Below are 18,434 nucleotides of genomic sequence, written 5' to 3'. Positions count from 1 at the left end.
TAGGGGAGAAAATCTCGTGTCGCACGCAGACGATCACGCAGGCACCGGCGAAGGCACTCGGCGGGATTTCCTGTACTATGCAACGGCAGGTGCCGGGGTGGTTGCCACTGGGGCCGCCGTCTGGCCGCTGGTAAACCAGATGAATCCTTCGGCGGATGTGCAGGCCCTCGCCTCGATCCGTGTCGATGTCTCGGCGGTTGAGGTTGGGACGCAACTGACCGTGAAGTATCTGGGCAAGCCGGTGTTCATCCGTCGCCGCGCCCCCGAAGAGATCGAGGCGGCGCGCGCCACCGATGTGGCCGAACTGCCTGATCCGCTGTCGGAAAACCCCAACAAGCCGGGTTCCGACGCCTCTGACGCCAACCGTACGCTGGACGATGCCGGCGAATGGCTGGTGATGATCGGCGTCTGCACTCACCTTGGCTGCGTCCCGATCGGCGATGGCGCGGGTGAGTTTGGCGGCTGGTTCTGCCCTTGCCACGGGTCGCACTATGACAGTGCCGGCCGGATCCGCAAAGGCCCCGCCCCCCGCAACCTGCCCGTGCCGGTTGCGGTGTTTGAAGACGAAACCACCATCAAGCTCGGGTAAGGAACAGCATCATGGCCGGAATTCCGCACGACCATTACGAACCCAAGACCGGTGGTGAAAAGTGGCTGTACAAGCGGCTGCCCATCGTCGGGCTTGCCTATGACACCCTGATGCTGCCAACCCCGAAGAACCTGAACTGGATGTGGATCTGGGGCATCGTCCTGACCTTCTGTCTGGCGCTGCAGATCATCACCGGGATCGTTCTGGTGATGCACTACACCCCGCATGTCGATTTCGCCTTCGCGTCGGTCGAACACATCATGCGCAACGTGAATGGCGGTCACATGATCCGCTATCTGCACCAGAACGGTGCCTCGCTGTTCTTCCTTGCCGTCTACCTGCACATCTTCCGCGGCCTCTACTACGGCAGCTACAAAGCCCCGCGTGAGGTGACGTGGATCATCGGCATGCTGATCTATCTGGCGATGATGGCGACGGCGTTTATGGGTTACGTTTTGCCTTGGGGCCAGATGTCGTTCTGGGGCGCCACGGTGATCACCGGCCTCTTCGGCGCGATCCCGGGCATTGGCGAACCGATCCAGACCTGGCTTCTGGGCGGCCCTGCCGTGGACAACGCCACGCTGAACCGCTTCTTCAGCCTGCACTATCTGCTGCCCTTCGTGATCGCCGCGCTGGTTGCGGTGCATATCTGGGCCTTCCACACCACCGGCAACAACAACCCCACGGGTGTTGAAGTGCGCCGCGGGTCGAAGGAAGAGGCCGAGCGTGACACCCTGCCGTTCTGGCCCTACTTCGTGATCAAGGATCTGTTCGCGCTGGCGGTGATCCTGACGGTGTTCTTCGCGGTCGTCGGCTTCATGCCGAACTTCCTTGGCCACCCTGACAACTACGTTCAGGCCAATCCGCTGTCGACGCCTGCGCATATCGTGCCGGAATGGTACTTCCTGCCGTTCTACGCGATCCTGCGGGCCTTTACCGCGGACGTCTGGGTTGTCATCGCGGTTGAATGGCTGTCCTTCGGCATCATCGACGCCAAGTTCTTCGGCGTGCTGGCGATGTTCGGTGCCATCGCGGTCATGGCGCTTGCGCCTTGGCTGGACACCTCCTCGGTGCGGTCGGGCCGGTATCGCCCGATGTTCAAGTGGTGGTTCGCCCTTCTCTGCGTCGACTTTGTCGTGCTGATGTGGGTCGGTGCCATGCCGGCGGAAGAACCCTATGCCACGATCAGCCTGATCGCCTCGACCTACTGGTTCGCGTATTTCCTGATCATCCTGCCGCTTCTGGGCGTGATCGAGAAACCGCTGCCACAGCCTGCGACGATCGAGCAAGACTTCAACGCCCACTACGGCCCCAAAGCCCACCCGGCCGAGTGAGAAGGAAACTGAAAATGTTCAGGAAAATCGCACTCACTGCCGTATCGGTCATGGCGCTGTCGGTTGGTGCCGTCCATGCGGCCGGCGGCGAAGGCCATGTCGAGGATATCGACTTTGCCCATGAAGGCCCGTTCGGCCGGTTCGACCAGTTCCAGCTGCAGCGCGGCCTTCAGGTCTATACCGAGGTTTGCTCGGCCTGCCATGGCATGAAGTTCGTGCCGCTCCGCACGCTGGCCGATGAAGGCGGGCCGATGCTGCCGGAAGATCAGGTCCGCGCCTATGCGGCCCAGTTTACGGTGACTGACCGGGAAACCGGCGAAGACCGCGACGGCATCCCGACGGACCACTTCCCGATGTCCAGCATGGAAAACGCCCCCGACCTTAGCCTGATGGCCAAGGCAAGGGCGGGCTTCCATGGCCCCTATGGCACTGGCATCAACCAACTGACCAAGGGGATGGGCGGTCCGGAATACATCTACTCGATCCTCACCGGCTACACGGGTGAGGAAAAGGAAGAGTTTGGCAGCTACTTCTACGAAAACACCGCCTTCCCGGGCGGCTGGATCGCGATGACGCAGCCTTTGTACGATGACCAGGTCACCTATGCCGACGGCACCGCTGCGACCCTTCCGCAAATGGCCGAGGATGTGGCATCGTTCCTGATGTGGGCGGCCGAGCCCAAGCTGATGGCGCGGCGTGAGGCGGGCTTTGTCAGCGTGATCTTCCTGATCATCCTGTCGACGCTGCTGTATCTGACGAACAAGCGGCTCTGGTCCGGCGTCAAGGGGCGCAAGACCGCCTGATCTGTCGCCCAACTTCCAAGGAAAACCCCGCCAACAGGCGGGGTTCTTCATTTCAGGGTCAGCCCGGGCCCAGATAGGCGCGCAGGGCTGGTGGCGGTGCGTCGAACAACTGACGTGTCTCAACGGGCGGCTGCGCGACCCCGTCGGCGACAAAGCAGGTCTTGCCACCCAAAGCGATGGCGTCATCGGGATCGTGCGTCACCATCAGGACCAATGCGCCGGTTTCACTGGCCACGTCGCGCACCAATGTCAGCATTTCAGCCCGCAGAGCAGGGCCAAGGGCGGCGAAGGGCTCATCCAGCAACAGGATCGGCCTTGCGCGGAGGAGAGCGCGGGCCAATGCGGCCCGGCTGGCCTGCCCGCCCGAAAGCTGCGCCGGGCGGCGCGGGCCAAGGCCCGCAAGCCCGGTGCGGGCAAGGGCAGCCTCGATCCGGGCATGGTCGTTAGGCGACAGCCGAAGGTCGGGCCGCACCCCAAGGCCAAGGTTCTGCGCGATGGTCAGATGCGGAAACAGGTTCTGGTCCTGAAACAGGATCGTCACCGGCCGGTCCCCCGGCGGAACGGCGACAAGATCCTGACCCTGCCACAGGATACGCCCCTCTGCCGGGGTCAGGAACCCGGCGATGGCCGACAAAAGCGTGGATTTCCCTGCGCCTGACGGCCCGATCACCGCGATATGCTGACCGGCCGTTGCGGTCCAATCGGCGGTCAGGGTGAAATCACCCATGCGCAGGGTCAGGTGGTCAAGCTGCAGCACGGCGGCCTCCGGCATCGCAGGCCCAGAACAGGGCGAAGGACAAAGTGACCAGAACCAGCGAGGCGGCGGAAGCGGCCTCCAACCGGTAGGCACCCGTAAGTTGCTGGACGACCAGCGGCAAGGTGGCTTGCCGTTCGCCAGCAAAAAGCGCGATGGCACCAAGGTCGCCCATCGAAAGGGCGGCGGCAATCCCGGCGCCAAAGCCCAAGGGTCGGGCAAGGCGGGGCAGGATCAGCCAGCGCAGGCGGGACCAGCCCTGAAGGCCAAGACTGTCGGCCAACCGCCCATAATCGGACCGCAGCGCCCGGGCCTGCGGCAACAGGATGCGATAGAGGTACGGCAGCGTCAGGGCCATGTTGACCAGAATCGTCACGGGCAGGGCAACGGTCATCGGCGGGGTGAAGGGCTGGACGATCAGGAACAGCCCGGTTCCCAGCACTAGACCAGAGGTGGCCAGCGGCAAGGTCGCCGCAGCCCCGGCCAGAACGCTTGGCTTGCGGGCGACGGCCAGCGCCAGTGCGAGTGCGGCAGCGCTGGTCAGTGTGGCCGAGGCCAGCGCCACAAGGACTGACCGCAACGCGGCTGGCAGGACCGAGGGCGGCAAGTCAGCCAGGCCGGGCACCCCGCGCAGGGCGACGGCCAGCAGCGGCAGGATCAGGAACAGCGTGGCGGCGGCCAGCGTTGCTCCATCTGCCATGCTCCGCCACCCGCCGGGGGCCGGGATCTGCGCTTGACGGTCCAAACCCGCGCCGAACCCGGCAGGACGCATCAGCACCCATGCGGCAAGGGCGGCCAGTGCACAGATCACAACCTGCACCCCCGCCAGCCCCGCCGCGCGGGCAAGATCAAAGTCAAAGCGCACCGCCTGATAGATCGCCAGTTCGATCGTGGTGGCGGCAGGCCCGCCGCCAAGCGTCAGGACCACGGCAAAGCTGGTCAGGCAGATCACCAGGATCACCAATGCAACGCCGGGAACAACCTCACGCAGCATCGGGGCTTCCAGATGGCGCAGCATCTGGGCCGGGCCAAAGCCAAGCGACTGGGCCAGACGGAACCGCTCCGCCGGGATGGCCAGCCAGCCTTGCAGGATCATTCGCACCGCCAAAGGCAGGTTCAGGAACACATGCGCCAGAAGCACGCCTTGAAGGCCAAAGATCGAAACGGGCGGCAGGCCAAGTGCCGCAAGGCCGCTGTTCAACAACCCCGACCGACCAAACACCGCCAGAAGGCCAAGCACCGCGACAACGGCAGGCAATAGGAAGGGGGCCCCCATCAGCGTAACCAAAGCCCCCCGCCCAAAGAACCGCCGCCGCGCCAGCGCCCGCGCCACGGGGATGGCAAGGACGGTCGATATCAATGCCGACAGCACCGCTTGCGTCACAGTAAAACGCACCGCCGCCCAGTCCGCCGGGCCAAGCGACACGCCCGCCCCCCGGAGCGCCACCGCGACCAAGGGCGCGATCACCAGCGCCAGAAGGCAAAGCGCAATAATGGAGGGCACAGCGCGGGTCATGCCGTCTGCGCCCCCTCTGCAAGGTGACCCCCACCCCCCTCCCCTCCCCACAAGGGGGAGGGGAGGGGCGAGACTGCAAAGGGCCGGTTGCGTTGCAAGGTCAGCGTGCCAGGGCTGCTTGCCACTCGGCCAAGGCCGGGTCGCGGGCGGCCTGCGCATCCAAAGGCGACAGGAGCAGTGATTTTGCCGGGCGGAAGGTGTCAAACCCTTCCGGCAGCCCGGCCGTCGGGGTCACGGCGGGGTACATCCAGTTGGTCTGCGGGATCACCGACTGGAACGCATCGGTCTGCATGAAGGCCAGAAACTGGTCCGCCAGTTCCGGCTGGTCGCTCGCGGCCAGCTTCCCGGCCACTTCGATCTGCAGGTAATGGCCTTCGTCGAACAGGGCGGCGGCCTTGGTGTCATCGCTTTCCGCGATCAGGTGATAGGCGGGCGAGGTGGTGTAAGACAGCACCATATCCGCCTCACCTTCCAGAAACAGGCCATAGGCTTCGGACCAGCCGGGGGTGACCGTCACGATATTGTCGGCAAGGGCGGCCCAAACCTCGGCCGCGCGGTCGCCGTGGGCGGCCTTCACCCACATCAGCAGGCCAAGGCCGGGGGTGGAAGACCGCGGGTCCTGAATAACGATCTTCAGGTCGGACGCGGCAAGCGCGTCAAAGGACGTGGGCGCTTGCGGCAGCTTGCTGCGGTCATGGACAAAGGCGAACCAGCCCCAGTCGAAGGGCAGAAACAGCGGGTCTGCAAAGTCCACCGGCAGGGTATTCGCAACCGTCTGACCATGCGGCGCAAACAGACCGGTCGCGGCAGCGTCGGCGGTCAGGTTGCTGTCAAGGCCAAGGACAACATCCGCTTCGGACGCGGCCCCTTCCAGCTGGATGCGCGCCAGAAGCGCCGCGCCATCACCTGCGGGCACAAAGCGCAGGTCGCAGGCGCAGGTCGCCTCGAACGCGGTCTCGATCGCGGGGCCGGGGCCCCATTCAGAGGTGAAACTGTCATAGGTCAGGACAGTCAGGACGGGTGTTTCCGCCAGCGCCGGGATGGCAATGACAGACAGGCCCGCAGCAAGGAGTGTGGTTCTCATAGGTCTCTCCATGATGCGACGGAATGGTCGGGGATGGAGAAGCCCATGCACCTTCCCTCCGCCGGTATGATCCGGTTCAGGTTCGACGGGTTCGCTTTCGCATCTCAGCCTGTTGCCAGGCACCCCGAGGTAACGCCAAGAATAGGCAAAGGCTCCGCAGGCGCAAGGGGCGCTGTTGCCGCGGCTTGCCGAAGGGGCTTTATCCCGCAAAGGCCATGGCTTAAGGGAAGACATCCCTGCGACATGAGCCTGACATGAGCCTGAACACCTTCGGCCACCTCTTCCGCGTCACCACCTGGGGCGAAAGCCATGGGCCGGCCATCGGTTGCACGGTGGATGGCTGCCCGCCGGGCGTCGCGCTGTCGGAAGCTGACATCCAGCCTTGGCTGGACCGGCGCAAGCCCGGCCAGAACAAGTTCACCACCCAGCGGAAAGAACCGGATGAGGTGCGCATCCTCTCGGGCGTGTATGAGGGGCGGACGACTGGAACGCCCATTCAACTGATGATCGAGAACACCGACCAGCGGTCAAAGGACTATGGCGACATCGCCCAAAGTTTCCGCCCCGGTCATGCCGACATCACCTATCACCAGAAATACGGCCTGCGTGACCCGCGCGGTGGCGGACGCTCCAGCGCGCGCGAAACGGCCAGCCGGGTTGCCGCAGGCGGCGTGGCGCGGGCCGCCTTGGCGGCACTGGTGCCGGGGCTGAAGATCACCGGTTACATGGTGCAGATGGGCGTCAAGGGCATCGACCGCAGCCGCTTTGACGCGGAGGAGATCGAGCGGAACCCGTTCTGGGTGCCTGATCCCGTCGCCGCAGCCGAATGGGCGGAGTATCTGGATGACCTGCGCCTGTCGCACAATTCCGTCGGCGCCGTGATCGAGGTCATGGCAGAAGGCGTCCCCCCCGGCCTTGGCGCGCCGATCTATGGCAAGCTGGACAGCGATCTTGCCGCCGCGATGATGTCGATCAACGCGGTCAAGGGGGTCGAGATCGGCGAAGGCATGGCCGCCGCCGCGCTGACCGGCGTGGAAAACGCCGACGAGATCCGCATGGGGCCAAACGGGCCAGAGTATCTGTCGAACCACGCCGGCGGCATCCTTGGCGGCATCTCGACCGGCCAGCCGGTCGTTTGCCGCTTTGCGGTCAAGCCCACCTCCAGCATCCTGACCCCCCGCCAGACCATCACCACCGGCGGTGCCGAGGTGGACCTTGTGACCAAGGGCCGCCACGACCCCTGCGTCGGCATCCGCGCCGTGCCGGTGGGCGAGGCGATGATGGCCTGCGTCCTCCTAGACCACCTGCTGCTTGACCGGGGCCAGACCGGCGGGGTCCGGGGCCCGATCGGTCAATAGGCGGCGCGGGTCGCCTCGGTCGCAGTCGTACCGCTCAGGCTGCGAAATTCGGCCACCGCTGCGGCCGCCGCGGCTGACAGGAACCGCGTGTCCCCGCCGACGGTGACCATCCGGTAGCCCCAGCCGATGGCGCGGTTGGCATAGTCCGCTGTTCCACAATGCAGCGCGGCGATGATGCCATGCGCCTGACAGGCGGCGGCGATGCGTTGCAATGCGGCAACCATCTCGGGTTCGTCCCGGTCCAGCTTGGGGGCCAGCCGCCCCGCGCTGAGCGACAGGGTCAGGTCCGTCGGCCCGACATAGATGCCGTCCAGCCCGGGTGTCGCGGCGATGGCGTCAAGGTTGGCAAATCCCTCCGCCGTCTCGACCATCGCAAAGGCCAGAAGCCGCGCATTCGCCGTCTCGGCATAGCCCGCGCCATGGGCAAAGGCGGCGCGTGTCGGGCCAAAGCTGCGCGTACCATGGGGCGGATAGCGCATGTAGCTGACCAGTGCTGCCGCCTCATCGCCCGTGTTGACCATCGGGCAGATGATCCCCTCGGCCCCTGCATCAAGCGCCTTCATCACATGGGCCGGGTCCAGCCACGGCACCCGGGCCAGCAACGTGGCCCCGCTGCCGCGCATCGCCTGCAGCATGGGCAACAGGTCGCTGTAGTCCAGCGCGCCGTGCTGCATGTCGACGGTGACAGAGTCGAACCCCTGCGCCGCCATGATTTCCGCCGTGAAGGCATTGCCGATGGAACACCAGGCATTCAGGCTTGGTTTGCCTGCGTCCCAGATCTTGCGCAGCTTGGTCATACTGTTCCCCCCGAAACCGACGTCTCATTGCGTGGCGGAAACCCTGCCGATATGCAAGTCGGACAACAACGGGGGACGGAACATGAACCGGATGGATGGCAAGGTTTGCGTGGTCACCGGATCGACGCAAGGCCTTGGCGCGGCGATTGCCCGCAGGCTGGCGGCGGCGGGGGCGGCGGGCGTCGTGGTGACAGGCCGCAATGCCGCGCGCGGGCAGGCAGTGATGGACAGCCTGCCATGCCCGGCGGTCTTTGTGGCTGGCGATCTGGCACAGGTGGATGACTGCCGCCGGATCATCGCCACGGCTGACCAGCGCTTTGGCCGGATCGACGTTCTGGTGAACGCCGCCGCGATCACCGACCGGGGCACGATCCTGACCACCTCACCCGACCTTTTCGACGCTATGTTCGCCACCAACGTCCGCGCGCCGTTCTTCCTGATGCAAGAGGCGATCCGCCTGATGATCCGCGATGGCATCGCAGGCGCGATCCTGAACATCGGGTCAACCTCGGCCATGGCGGGGCAGCCCTTCATCAGCGCCTATTGCGCGTCGAAAGGGGCGCTGGTCACGCTGACCGCCAACACCGCCTTTGCCGTTATGGGCAACCGCATCCGGGTGAACCAGCTGAACCCCGGCTGGATGTCCACCGATCAGGAGCGCGCCCTGCAACTGTCCGAAACCGGCGATCCGGAGTGGGAGGCAAAGGCCAGCGCCCGCCTGCCCTTTGGCCGTCTGATCGACCCGGATGAGGTGGCCCGCGCGGTCAACTTCATCGTGTCGGAGGACGCGGGGCTGATGACCGGGGCCATCGTCAATCTGGACCAAGGGGTTTGGGGGGCCTTTCCCGCAGGCCCGCCCGTGCCCACCGGCCCGATGACGCTTTAGCGCAGCGCCGCCTCGATATTGCCGCCGTCCACGGTCATCACATGGCCCGTGGTCCGTTCGGCCCGCGCCAGCATCACGAAAGCCTCGGCCACATGCCGGGCTTCCACTTCAAGCCGCAGCAGGTTGCCGGCCATATAGGTCGCCTCATCCACCCCCCGGGCGGTGGACCGGGCGGCGATCATGTCGGCCGACAGCAGGCCAGACCGGATGCGGTCAGCATTGATCCCGTTGACGCGGATACCCTCAGCCCCCAGTTCCAGCGCAAGCTGGCGCAGCAGAAAGAAGGTCGTGGCCTTTGGCAGGCCATAGGCGGCAAAGCCCTTGCCCGGGTTCACTGCCTGCTTGGAGACGTTGAACAGGATCTGCCCCGGTTCCGCCCCCCGAACCCCGCGCCCCGCCACTTGCGCCCGGAAGACCGCGATGGCGGCTTGTGAGAACGCCAGATGGGCGAAGAAGTTCAGCTCAAAACTTTCCCGCAGGGTCTTGTCGTCCAGCGTGGCAATGTCGCCCGTCACCGCAGCGCCTGCGTTCGAAAGCAGGATATCCACCCCACCAAACCGCGCTACACAGGCCTGAACCGCCGCCGCCGCCGCCCCAGGCGCGGTGATGTCACAGCCAAAGCCGCCATGGTCCCGCCCCAGCGCGGCGATAGCCTTGTCCAAAGCCTCACCCGGCCGGTCCACCAGGAACACCGTCGCCCCCTGCGCCGCGAAGGCGCGGGCCGAGGCCATGCCAATTGCCCCCGCCCCGCCGGTCACCAGCACCACGCGCCCCTGCAACGGCGGGGCCTTGCCGCTGCCCAGCTTCGCCTGCTCCAGTGACCAGTATTCCATGTCGAACAGGTCGCTTTGCCCGATGGGAAAGAACCCCCCCGCCGCCTCGCCATCCGCTCGCACACGGGCCGATTGCAGGCCGATGTCGGCGGCAATCCGGGCTGCGGCGGCGGTGGCCCCCACCCCCACGATCCCCGCGCCTTCCAGCCAGACAAGGCCGGGCATCGGGGCCAGCATGGTTTTCTTCTCTGTCGCCATCGGTGCATGGGCGTCGAAATAGGCGCGGTAGCGGGCGGTGAATTCCTGCACCGCCGCGCGCATGCCGTCAGCCGTCTGCACGGCGCGGCGCAGGACCAAAGGCTCCGCCTTGGTGCGGATCACATGGTCCGGCGTCGCCACGCCCCGCAACGCCAGCGCCTCAAGATCAGCGCGTGCGCAAAAGGCCCGCGCCCCATCATCCGCCCGCAGGTCCAGGACTGGCAGCGGAGCACTCTCCGGCAAGGCCAAAGCCAACGCCCCCCGCAATGCGGCCAACACCGGCGCGACGCGGTCCGCAGGCAATGCCGCCGCAGGCACCAAAGGTGCCGGGCGGCGGTCGGCCAACCATGCCTCCACCAGATTGGTATGCTCCACGATCCGGTCATAGCTGGCCTTCGCGTCAGGCCCCCAGGCGAAGTGGCCGTGGTTGACCAGCAGCAGCCCCTCCGCCTCAGGGTTCCGCTCAAACGCCTCAGCCGCCGCCTTGGCCAACGCAAAGCCCGGCATCACATAGGGCACCAGCGTCAGCCGGTCGCCGAACAGTTCCTTCGTGGCCGCCGCCACCTCAGGCAGGTTGGCCAGCACCAGAAACGCCGTCGCATGCGTGTGGTCCACATATTTGTGCGGGATCCAGGCGTGCAGCAGCGTTTCCACCGACGGGTTCGGCGCGCTTGGGTCCAGAAGGTTCAACCGCTGGACATTCACCATCGCCTCATCCGACAGGGCGACCAGCCCCCGCAGCCGCATCAACGGCTCCATCCGCACGGCAGGCAGACCCTTCGCCTCGATCACCTCAAGGTCCCAGCCCGATCCCTTGATGTGCAAGACTTCAACCGCGTCGCCGAACACGTCCAAAGCCGTGGATTTCAGCGAGGTATTCCCCCCGCCATGCATCACCAGATCCGGGTCCCGCCCGATCAGCCGTGACGTCAGCACCCGCAGCGCCAGTTCCCGCGCCAAGGGGTCAGCGCCCGCCGTGTCCTGCATCGCCTTGGCCTCAGCATCCGTCCAGAGATTGGCGATCATCGGGGTCTCCTGCTATGTCTGGTCATGACACGCGCCACGCTTGGTTTTTTTACTTTTGTCACTTAGCATTGTCAAAGGTCAAAGACCTGCTGCAACTGGGGTTGGGCATGAACGGAATGACGCGGCGGCGCAATCTGGCGCAGGTAAGCGGTGAGAATGCGGTCATTCAGGTGGCCTGGATGTATTATCAGGATGGCCGCAACCAGCAGGACATCGCCGAGGCGCTGGGCATTTCCCGCGCCACCGTCGTCAACTACCTGCAAGAGGCGCGGGAAAAGGGCCTGATCCGCATCACCCTTGCCGCGCCCGCCTTCACCACCCACCGCCTTGCGCTGGAACTGTCCGACCGTTTCGGCCTGCGCGGTGCCTATGTCATCCCGGATGAGGGGACGACGACCGAAGAAGCCTTCCAGCGCATCGTGCGCGGTGCGGCCAACTGGCTTCTGGACCTGATCGCCCCCGGTGACCGGCTTGGCGTGGCTTGGGGCCGCACGGTCTACGAACTGGCGGAAATCGTTGAGGCGCGGCCGGTGGACGATCTGACGGTGCTGCAACTCGTCGGCTCGATGGCCACGCCTTACGGCTTTACGGCCGAGGCGTGTTCGACCCGCCTTGCCCAACGCCTTGGCGCGCGGTGCTTGAACTTGCATGCGCCCGCGATCCTCAGCCGCGCCGCCCTTGCGGCGGAACTGCGCGAGGAACCCATCCTGCGCACGCAGCTCGACCAGCTGGAGACGGTCAACAAACTCCTCTTCTCGGTCGGCACCGCCACGGCGGACAGCCATATCGTCCTCAGCGGCCTTGCCACGCGCGAGGATCTGGATTGGAACGTCGCCCAAGGGGCCGTCGGCGTGATCTGCGGGCGGTTCGTCGACAAGGACGGCCAACAGCTTCCCGGCCCGATGGAGGAGAGGATGATCGGCATCCCGCTCCCCCGCCTTGTGGGGCTGGAGATGGGCATCTTGGTCACCCCCGGCCTCGACAAGGTGGAGGCGACGCGCGCTGCGATCCGGGGTGGCTATGTCACGCATCTGGTGACAGGCAGCACGGTGGCCGAGGCGCTTCTGGCCACCGACTAGGGCCGTCATGCCGCGACAGCGGCCTTCAGGTCCGGAAACATCGCCGCCATTCCGGCTTCGGTCGCCGGGCAAAGCCCCCGTTCGGTCAGCAGTCCCGTCACCAGTTCCGCAGGCGTCACGTCAAAGGCCGGGTTCCGCGCGCCGGTGCCATCGGGGGAAATCTGGACACTTTCGATCCGTCCGTCCTTCGTGCGGCCCTGCACAAGCGTCACCTCCGCCCCGTTCCGCTCCTCAATCGGGATCTCGCGCACGCCGTCATGCACGCGCCAGTCGATGGTGGGCGAGGGCAGCGCCACGTAGAACGGCACCCCATTCGCGCGTGCCGCCAGCGCCTTGAGGTAGGTCCCGATCTTGTTGCACACATCGCCCCGCGCGGTGGTGCGGTCGGTGCCGACGATGACCATATCCACCTCGCCATGCTGCATCAGATGGCCACCGGCGTTATCGACGATCAGGTCATGGCTGATGCCATGGCTGTTCAACTCCCACGCGGTCAGCTGCGCGCCCTGATTGCGGGGGCGGGTCTCATCCACAAAGACATGCACCGGGATGCCCGCCGCATCGGCATGGTAGATCGGGCTGGTCGCAGTGCCCCAGTCCACCGTTGCCAGCCAGCCCGCGTTGCAATGGGTCAGGATGTTGACCGGCCCCGACTTCCGCGCCGCAATCGCCTTGATGATCTCCAGCCCGTGCAGCCCAATCTGACGGTTGATCTCCACATCCTCATCACAAATCTCTGCAGCCCGCCTGGCGGCAGCCGTCGCCCGCATCGCAGGCGGCAAGGGCGATAGCACCCGCCGCATCTCATCCAGCGCCCAGCGCAGGTTGATGGCCGTGGGGCGCGTGTCGTGCAAGACCTCCCACGTCTCGGCCAGCGAGGCGTCTGAGGCATCGACGGCCATCTGCACCGCCACCCCCCAAGCCGCCGTCGCCCCGATCAGGGGCGCGCCCCGTACCCACATGTCGCGGATCGCGGTGGCAAACTCGGCCCGTGTCCGCAGGGGCACCACACGAAACTCGTGCGGCAGCCAGCGCTGGTCGATCACCTGCACCACGCCACCAGCGTCTTGCCAGATGGTGCGGTAGGGGGTTCCATCGATCTTCACAGGTGATCCTCCTTGTCCATCCGCCGCGCCATCGCGGTCAGCGCCGTGATCCCCGGCATCGATGCCGCTCCCACCATCAACTGCCGCCCCATCGCCAGCGCCCGCGCCTCACAGGCCGCGCGGCGGCCCTCATCCGCGATCCGCTCAAAGTCGGCGTTATGCGCCAGCCCAAGGATACGCCGGTGCATCTCCACCCCGCAGAACCCTACGGTATCGACCCAGATCCGCCCGATCACATCCGACAGCGCCTGCTCTGACCCCAGCGCATGCCCCTGATCCTCATAAAGGCTGGCCTGATACAGGATCCCCCGCCGCTCCGTCCGCCAGAGGTGCGAGAATTCGGCGACAAACGTCTCCCAAATCCCTTCCACCACCGACAAAAGCCAGTCCTGCTGGCCTGCCCGGTCGCCGGCGCGCGCCTCATGCCCCGGCTGGGACAAATGCGCCATCAGGAAGTTGGCGATCAGCATGCCGACGTCAAAGCCGATGGGGCCATAGGTGGCAAACTCGGGGTCGATGACCTTGGTCTCGGTATCCGTCACCATGATCGACCCGGTGTGCAGATCACCATGCAGCATCGTCTCGGCCCGACTGGTGAACGCCATCTTCAGGTGCTGCGCCGCGACCTTCAGCGACAGGTCCGCCCGCAGCCGCGCTACTATGCCATCAAGCCCCGCCGTATGCCGGTTCATCGGCGCGTCGAAATACGGGTCGGAGAACACCAGGTTTTCCGTAATGTCGCACAGCGCCACATTCCCCGCGAACAGCGCGAGGTCGGCCTTCCGCGCCGCTGCAGTCATCGAAAGGTCCGACCCCCGGAACAGCGTGCGCGCGCAGAACTGGCCCAGCCGTTCGGCCAGCCCCTCCACCCGCCGCCCCTCCACCAAAGCGTGGCGCAGGATGACATGGGGCGTCAGATACTCCATCACCACAATCGCCTGCACTTCATCGAAGTGCCAGACCGAAGGGACTGACCCCGGATCCCGCGCCTCTTGCCGGATCAGGGCGTTGTATTCAAAGAACGACCGGCTTAGCGGCAAGGGCCAGCTTTCGCCCACAAGCCGCACATAGGGCAGCGCCTGCTTCACCACCGCCGACCCGGCCGACCCGGTCACGATGAACACCAGGTTCAGGTTGCCATCCCCCACCTCACGCACCTGCCAACTGTCCGCCGGACCCACCCGGTCCCCCAAGACGGCAAGCCCCCCCAGCCGGTCCGGCAGCGTTGCCGGTGACAGTGGGGAATAGTCATGGGCGACATAGCCTTGCGCGATCATGTAATCCTCCCTGATCCCGTCTTTGTGGAAAGGATTTCCAAAAAACCAGCATATGTCAAATTATATTGACAAATGATGATCGGCAGATAGCGTACGGCCTTGGGAGCGAGGATCAATGACACGCCAGGCCATCACCATCCGTGGGCTGACCAAGGCCTTTGGCCGCAACGCGGTGCTGCGTGGCGTTGATCTGGACCTGCCAGCAGGGCAAGTGACCGTGCTGATGGGCGCCAACGGCGCGGGGAAATCCACGCTGGTCAAGGTCCTCTGCGGCGTCCACCGCGCCGATGCCGGGCAGGTGCTGCTGGACGACAAGCCCTTCGCCCCCGAAGGCCCGGCGCAGGCGCTGCGGTCGGGGGTGGTGACGGTTCACCAGAACATCAATGACGGCGTGGTGCCGGGGCTGGATGTGGCCTCGAACCTCCTCCTCGATTCGCTGGCCGAAGGCGGCAGCCTGTTCCTGAACGCCCGCCGCATGCGCGAGGATGCCCGCCGCATCGCCGCCGCCGTGGGGCTGACGATTGACGTCACCCGCCCCGTTGCTGGCCTGCCGCTGGCCGACCGCCAGCTTGTCGCCATCGCCCGCGCCATGGCCCACAAGCCGCGCCTTCTGATCCTTGACGAACCCACCTCCTCCCTCTCCATCGCCGAAGCGCAGCGTCTGTTCACCCTGATCGACCGTCTGCGCGCCGATGGGGTGGCGATCCTGTATATCTCGCACCGCATGTCCGACATCCGCCGCCTGGCCGACCGGATCATCTCCATGCGCGATGGTCAGGTGTCGGGCCTGTTCGAAGGCGCTCCGCTGGATTACTCCGCCGCCGTCCGCGCCATGCTGGGGCATGAGATTACCGAGGTGGACATCACCATCCCGCCCCCCGGCCCGGTCATGCTGCAAGCCACCGGCCTGCAGCTGAAACCCGAGGCGCGGCCCTTTGACCTTGCCCTCCGCGCGAATGAGGTGGTGGCAATCACCGGCCTTGTCGGCTCCGGCAAATCCGCCCTCGCCTCGGTCCTGTTCGGGCTTGAGGCCCCGGTTGCGGGCAGCCTGACCCTGAACGGCACCCCCTACCGCCCAGCCAACCCCGCGCAAGCCGTGGCCTCGGGCGTCTTCCTTGCCGCGAAGGACCGCCTCATCAACGCCGTCATCCCGGCCTTCGACATCCAGTCGAACCTCAGCCTGCCCTTCACCGCCAACCACTCCGGCCCGCTTGGCCTGATCCGCCGCGCCGCCGAACGCGCCGCCGCACAGCGCAGCATTCAGGCGATGGGCGTCGTCTGCCAAGGCCCGCGCGACGGTATCCTGACGCTGTCCGGCGGCAACCAGCAAAAGGTCGTCGTCGGCCGCTGGATGGCCGAAGCCAGCCGCCTGCTGATCCTGGATGAGCCCTTCCAGGGCGTCGACATTCAGGCCCGCCGCGACATCGGCCGCCGCATCCGTGACAGCGCCGCCACCCGCGCCACGCTGGTCCTCTGCGCCGAGATTGATGAGGCGCTGGAAGTTGCCGACCGCATTCTGGTGATGAGCGAACACACCCTTGTCGGCGATCACCGGAATGAGGCCATCGACCTTGGCCGCCTGATGGCGCAGGTCGCAGGCTCCCTCGACGACAGAATGGACGTGCCGGCATGAAGACCTTTTCGCCCACCGAATTCGCCATCCGCTACGGGTTCCTTCTGCTGATGGCGGGGCTGATCCTGGTGTTCTCGGTCCTGAAACCCGCCTTCATGTCTCCGCAAAGCGCGGTGTTCATCCTGCAATCGGTGGCGATCACCGGCATCCTCGCGCTGGGCGTCACGGCCACGCTGGTGGTGGACGGGTTTGACCTTTCCATCGGCGCCGTCGCGACCTCGGCCATGATGCTGTCAGCCTATGTGATGGTGATCTGGGAAATGGGGGCGGTTGCCGCCGTCCTGTTCTGCCTGGCGATGGGCGCGGTTGTGGGGCTGATCAATGGGCTTTTGATCGTCAAGATGAAGGTGCCGGACCTCTTGGCCACGCTGGGGATGATGTTCCTGCTGGTCGGGCTCCAGCGCATTCCCACCCAAGGCAACTCCATCTCCACTGGCATGGTCCTGACGGATGGCACCAACGCGACAGGCGGCTTTTCCGAAGGCTTCCTGATGCTGGGCCGCCACCGGATTGATTTCATCCTGCCTGACCTTGTGCCCTTGTCCGTGGTGTTCCTGATCGCCATCGCCGTGCTGGTCTGGGGGTTTCTGGAACTGACCCGGCATGGCCGCGTGATGTATGCCATCGGGTCCAACGCGCAGGCCGCGCGGCTCGCGGGGATCAACGTCGCGGGCTACCGGATCCTGGCCTACATGATTTCGGGCGTGCTCGCCTCGGTCGGGGGGATCCTGCTGTCCGCCCGGCTGGGACGGGGTGACATCGCCTCGGGCAACAACCTGCTTCTGGACGCGGTCGCAGCGGCGCTGATCGGCTTTGCCGTCCTTGGTGCGGCCAAGCCCAACGCCTTTGGCACCGCCATCGGGGCGCTGTTCGTCGGCATCCTGCTGCAGGGCCTGACGATGCTGAACGCGCCTTACTACACGCAGGATTTCATCAAGGGCGCGGTTCTTGTCGTCGCCCTTGTCTTCACCTTCGCGCTGTCCGGCCGTGCAGGCCGGGGGCGCGGTTGAACGCCCCGGACAACCGCCCGCAGAAGCGGCAAACCCGGACCCATTACGACCTTGGAGAATAGGGAGGAACCAATGATCTCCAGACGCACTTTCGCAGCCCTCGTGACCAGCGTGGCACTTGTGCCAACCCTCGGCCTTGCGCAAACCGCCCCCGCGCCCTTCGACAACCCGGGTGAGGTGAACATCGCCCTTGTCCGCTATCTTTCCACCGGTGACTTCTTCCAGGCCTACCTCTCTGGCGTGGAAAAGCAGGCCGCCGCCCTTGGCGTGAACCTGCAGGTCTTTGACAGCCGGCAGGATGCCGCCCTGCAGGCTGACATGGTGGATCAGGCCATCGCCCTGGGCGTGGACGGCATCATCATCCAGCACGGCCTGACCGAATCCATGAAGGAAGCCGCCCAGCGCGCGGTGGATGCGGGGATCAAGGTCGTGGCCTTCGACGTGAACGTCGAAAACCCGGCCATCCCGCAGGTCGAACAGTCCGACCGTGACCTTGCCCGTCTGGCGCTTGAGGCGGCGCTGGCCGACAACGGCAACGAATGGGTCGCGGGCTACGTCTACGTTCCCGGCATCGCGCCCTTGGATCGCCGGGATGAGACCTGGAAAGAGGTGAAGGCCGCCAACCCCGGCATCAACGAAGTCGCGATGTTTGGCACGCTCGACAACCCCATCGCCAACTCCGTCGCCAACCAGGCGCGGTCGGTGCTCTCGGCCAACCCCAACATCCAGGTCATGTTCGCCCCCTATGACGAATTCGCCAAGGGCGTGAAGATCGCCGTGGATGAGGCGGGAATGTCCGGCCAAGTCTCGATCTACTCGGCCGACGTGTCCACCGCTGACATCCAGCTGATGCGCGAGGCGGGGTCGTCCTGGAAAGCCACCGCCGCCACCAACCCCGCCGTGGTGGGGGAAGTGTCGGTGCGCACCCTCGCGCTGCTGCTGGCCGGGGAAGACCCGGGCGCATCCGTGATCGTCCCGCCAACGCTGATCACCCAGGCCATGCTGAATGAGCTGAACATCACCAACATGGAAGAACTGGGCGCGAAACTGCCCGCCTTCGCCCATGCCGATGTGGCCATGGCCCCGTGGATGACGCTGCCGCCACGCTGACCCCCTTCGGTGGGCCGCCAACCAGCGGCCCACCGCACCAC

General features: G+C 65.8%; 16 protein-coding genes and 1 riboswitch. Of the genes, 9 read left to right on the top strand and 7 right to left on the bottom strand.

Annotated features, from left to right (window positions below; genetic code table 11):
• The first annotated feature begins 16 nt into the window (after positions 1–16).
• The 3 genes from petA to EI545_RS10070 are packed head-to-tail and all read left to right on the top strand — an operon-like array spanning position 17 to position 2,726.
• The gene (gene petA, locus EI545_RS10080; RefSeq protein ID WP_125325354.1) at positions 17–589 is read left to right on the top strand and encodes a ubiquinol-cytochrome c reductase iron-sulfur subunit; all 573 of its coding nucleotides are present in this window, start codon (positions 17–19) and stop codon (positions 587–589) included.
• Positions 590–600: 11 nt separating this feature from the next.
• Positions 601–1,923 (top strand): cytochrome b, encoded by a 1,323-nt coding sequence (petB, locus tag EI545_RS10075; RefSeq protein ID WP_125325353.1) that lies wholly within the window; start codon positions 601–603, stop codon positions 1,921–1,923.
• Between the two features lie 14 nt (positions 1,924–1,937).
• Positions 1,938–2,726 (top strand): cytochrome c1, encoded by a 789-nt coding sequence (locus EI545_RS10070; protein WP_125325352.1) that lies wholly within the window; start codon positions 1,938–1,940, stop codon positions 2,724–2,726.
• Positions 2,727–2,784: 58 nt separating this feature from the next.
• On the opposite strand, the gene EI545_RS10065 is transcribed toward EI545_RS10070, so the two are convergent.
• The 3 genes from EI545_RS10065 to thiB form a co-directional block, all read right to left on the bottom strand.
• Entirely contained in the window at positions 2,785–3,483 is a 699-nt protein-coding gene (locus tag EI545_RS10065) for a thiamine ABC transporter ATP-binding protein (protein ID WP_125327369.1), read from the bottom strand.
• A complete protein-coding gene (locus tag EI545_RS10060) occupies positions 3,470–4,996 on the bottom strand; it encodes a thiamine/thiamine pyrophosphate ABC transporter permease ThiP (RefSeq protein WP_125325351.1) in 1,527 nt (508 codons plus the stop codon). The genes EI545_RS10065 and EI545_RS10060 overlap by 14 nt, the downstream gene beginning before the upstream one ends.
• 100 nt (positions 4,997–5,096) lie before the next feature.
• Positions 5,097–6,080, bottom strand: coding sequence for a thiamine ABC transporter substrate binding subunit (gene thiB / locus EI545_RS10055; RefSeq protein WP_125325350.1), 984 nt, complete (start codon positions 6,078–6,080; stop codon positions 5,097–5,099).
• A 36-nt stretch (positions 6,081–6,116) separates the two neighbouring features.
• A riboswitch (TPP riboswitch) is annotated at positions 6,117–6,217 on the bottom strand.
• A gap of 117 nt (positions 6,218–6,334) precedes the next feature.
• On the opposite strand from thiB, the gene aroC reads away from it, so the two are divergent.
• Entirely contained in the window at positions 6,335–7,438 is a 1,104-nt protein-coding gene (gene aroC, locus EI545_RS10050; protein WP_125325349.1) for a chorismate synthase, read from the top strand.
• On the opposite strand, the gene EI545_RS10045 is transcribed toward aroC, so the two are convergent.
• Positions 7,432–8,235, bottom strand: coding sequence for an HpcH/HpaI aldolase family protein (locus EI545_RS10045; RefSeq protein ID WP_125325348.1), 804 nt, complete (start codon positions 8,233–8,235; stop codon positions 7,432–7,434). The two genes, aroC and EI545_RS10045, sit on opposite strands and share 7 nt — an antisense overlap.
• An 82-nt stretch (positions 8,236–8,317) precedes the next feature.
• On the opposite strand from EI545_RS10045, the gene EI545_RS10040 reads away from it, so the two are divergent.
• Positions 8,318–9,121 (top strand): SDR family oxidoreductase, encoded by an 804-nt coding sequence (locus EI545_RS10040; RefSeq protein WP_125325347.1) that lies wholly within the window; start codon positions 8,318–8,320, stop codon positions 9,119–9,121.
• Here the strand turns inward: EI545_RS10040 and EI545_RS10035 are convergent.
• Complete coding sequence (locus EI545_RS10035) at positions 9,118–11,178, bottom strand: bifunctional aldolase/short-chain dehydrogenase (protein ID WP_174258174.1); 2,061 nt, start codon at positions 11,176–11,178, stop codon at positions 9,118–9,120. The genes EI545_RS10040 and EI545_RS10035 overlap by 4 nt on opposite strands.
• Positions 11,179–11,285: 107 nt before the next feature.
• Between EI545_RS10035 and EI545_RS10030 the strand changes: the two genes are divergently transcribed.
• On the top strand, positions 11,286–12,257 hold the full coding sequence (locus EI545_RS10030) for a sugar-binding transcriptional regulator (protein WP_125325346.1): 972 nt from the start codon (positions 11,286–11,288) through the stop codon (positions 12,255–12,257).
• Between the two features lie 5 nt (positions 12,258–12,262).
• Here the strand turns inward: EI545_RS10030 and mtnA are convergent, their stop codons facing one another.
• On the bottom strand, positions 12,263–13,363 hold the full coding sequence (gene mtnA / locus EI545_RS10025) for an S-methyl-5-thioribose-1-phosphate isomerase (RefSeq protein WP_125325345.1): 1,101 nt from the start codon (positions 13,361–13,363) through the stop codon (positions 12,263–12,265).
• Positions 13,360–14,640: an S-methyl-5-thioribose kinase gene (gene mtnK, locus EI545_RS10020; RefSeq protein ID WP_125325344.1), complete on the bottom strand. Its 1,281-nt coding sequence runs from the start codon at positions 14,638–14,640 to the stop codon at positions 13,360–13,362. Before mtnK ends, mtnA begins: the two co-directional genes overlap by 4 nt.
• Before the next feature lie 115 nt (positions 14,641–14,755).
• On the opposite strand from mtnK, the gene EI545_RS10015 reads away from it, so the two are divergent.
• From EI545_RS10015 to EI545_RS10005, 3 genes are all read left to right on the top strand, one after another.
• A complete protein-coding gene (locus tag EI545_RS10015; protein WP_125325343.1) occupies positions 14,756–16,273 on the top strand; it encodes a sugar ABC transporter ATP-binding protein in 1,518 nt (505 codons plus the stop codon).
• Positions 16,270–17,283: an ABC transporter permease gene (locus tag EI545_RS10010; protein ID WP_125325342.1), complete on the top strand. Its 1,014-nt coding sequence runs from the start codon at positions 16,270–16,272 to the stop codon at positions 17,281–17,283. Before EI545_RS10015 ends, EI545_RS10010 begins: the two co-directional genes overlap by 4 nt.
• A 72-nt stretch (positions 17,284–17,355) precedes the next feature.
• A complete protein-coding gene (locus EI545_RS10005) occupies positions 17,356–18,393 on the top strand; it encodes a substrate-binding domain-containing protein (protein ID WP_125325341.1) in 1,038 nt (345 codons plus the stop codon).
• Positions 18,394–18,434 lie beyond the last annotated feature (41 nt).

This window comes from Tabrizicola piscis (assembly GCF_003940805.1).
Classification (GTDB): domain Bacteria; phylum Pseudomonadota; class Alphaproteobacteria; order Rhodobacterales; family Rhodobacteraceae; genus Tabrizicola; species Tabrizicola piscis.
Note: the sequence above shows the minus strand (reverse complement) of the source record. Positions and strands in the feature narration are given on the sequence as shown.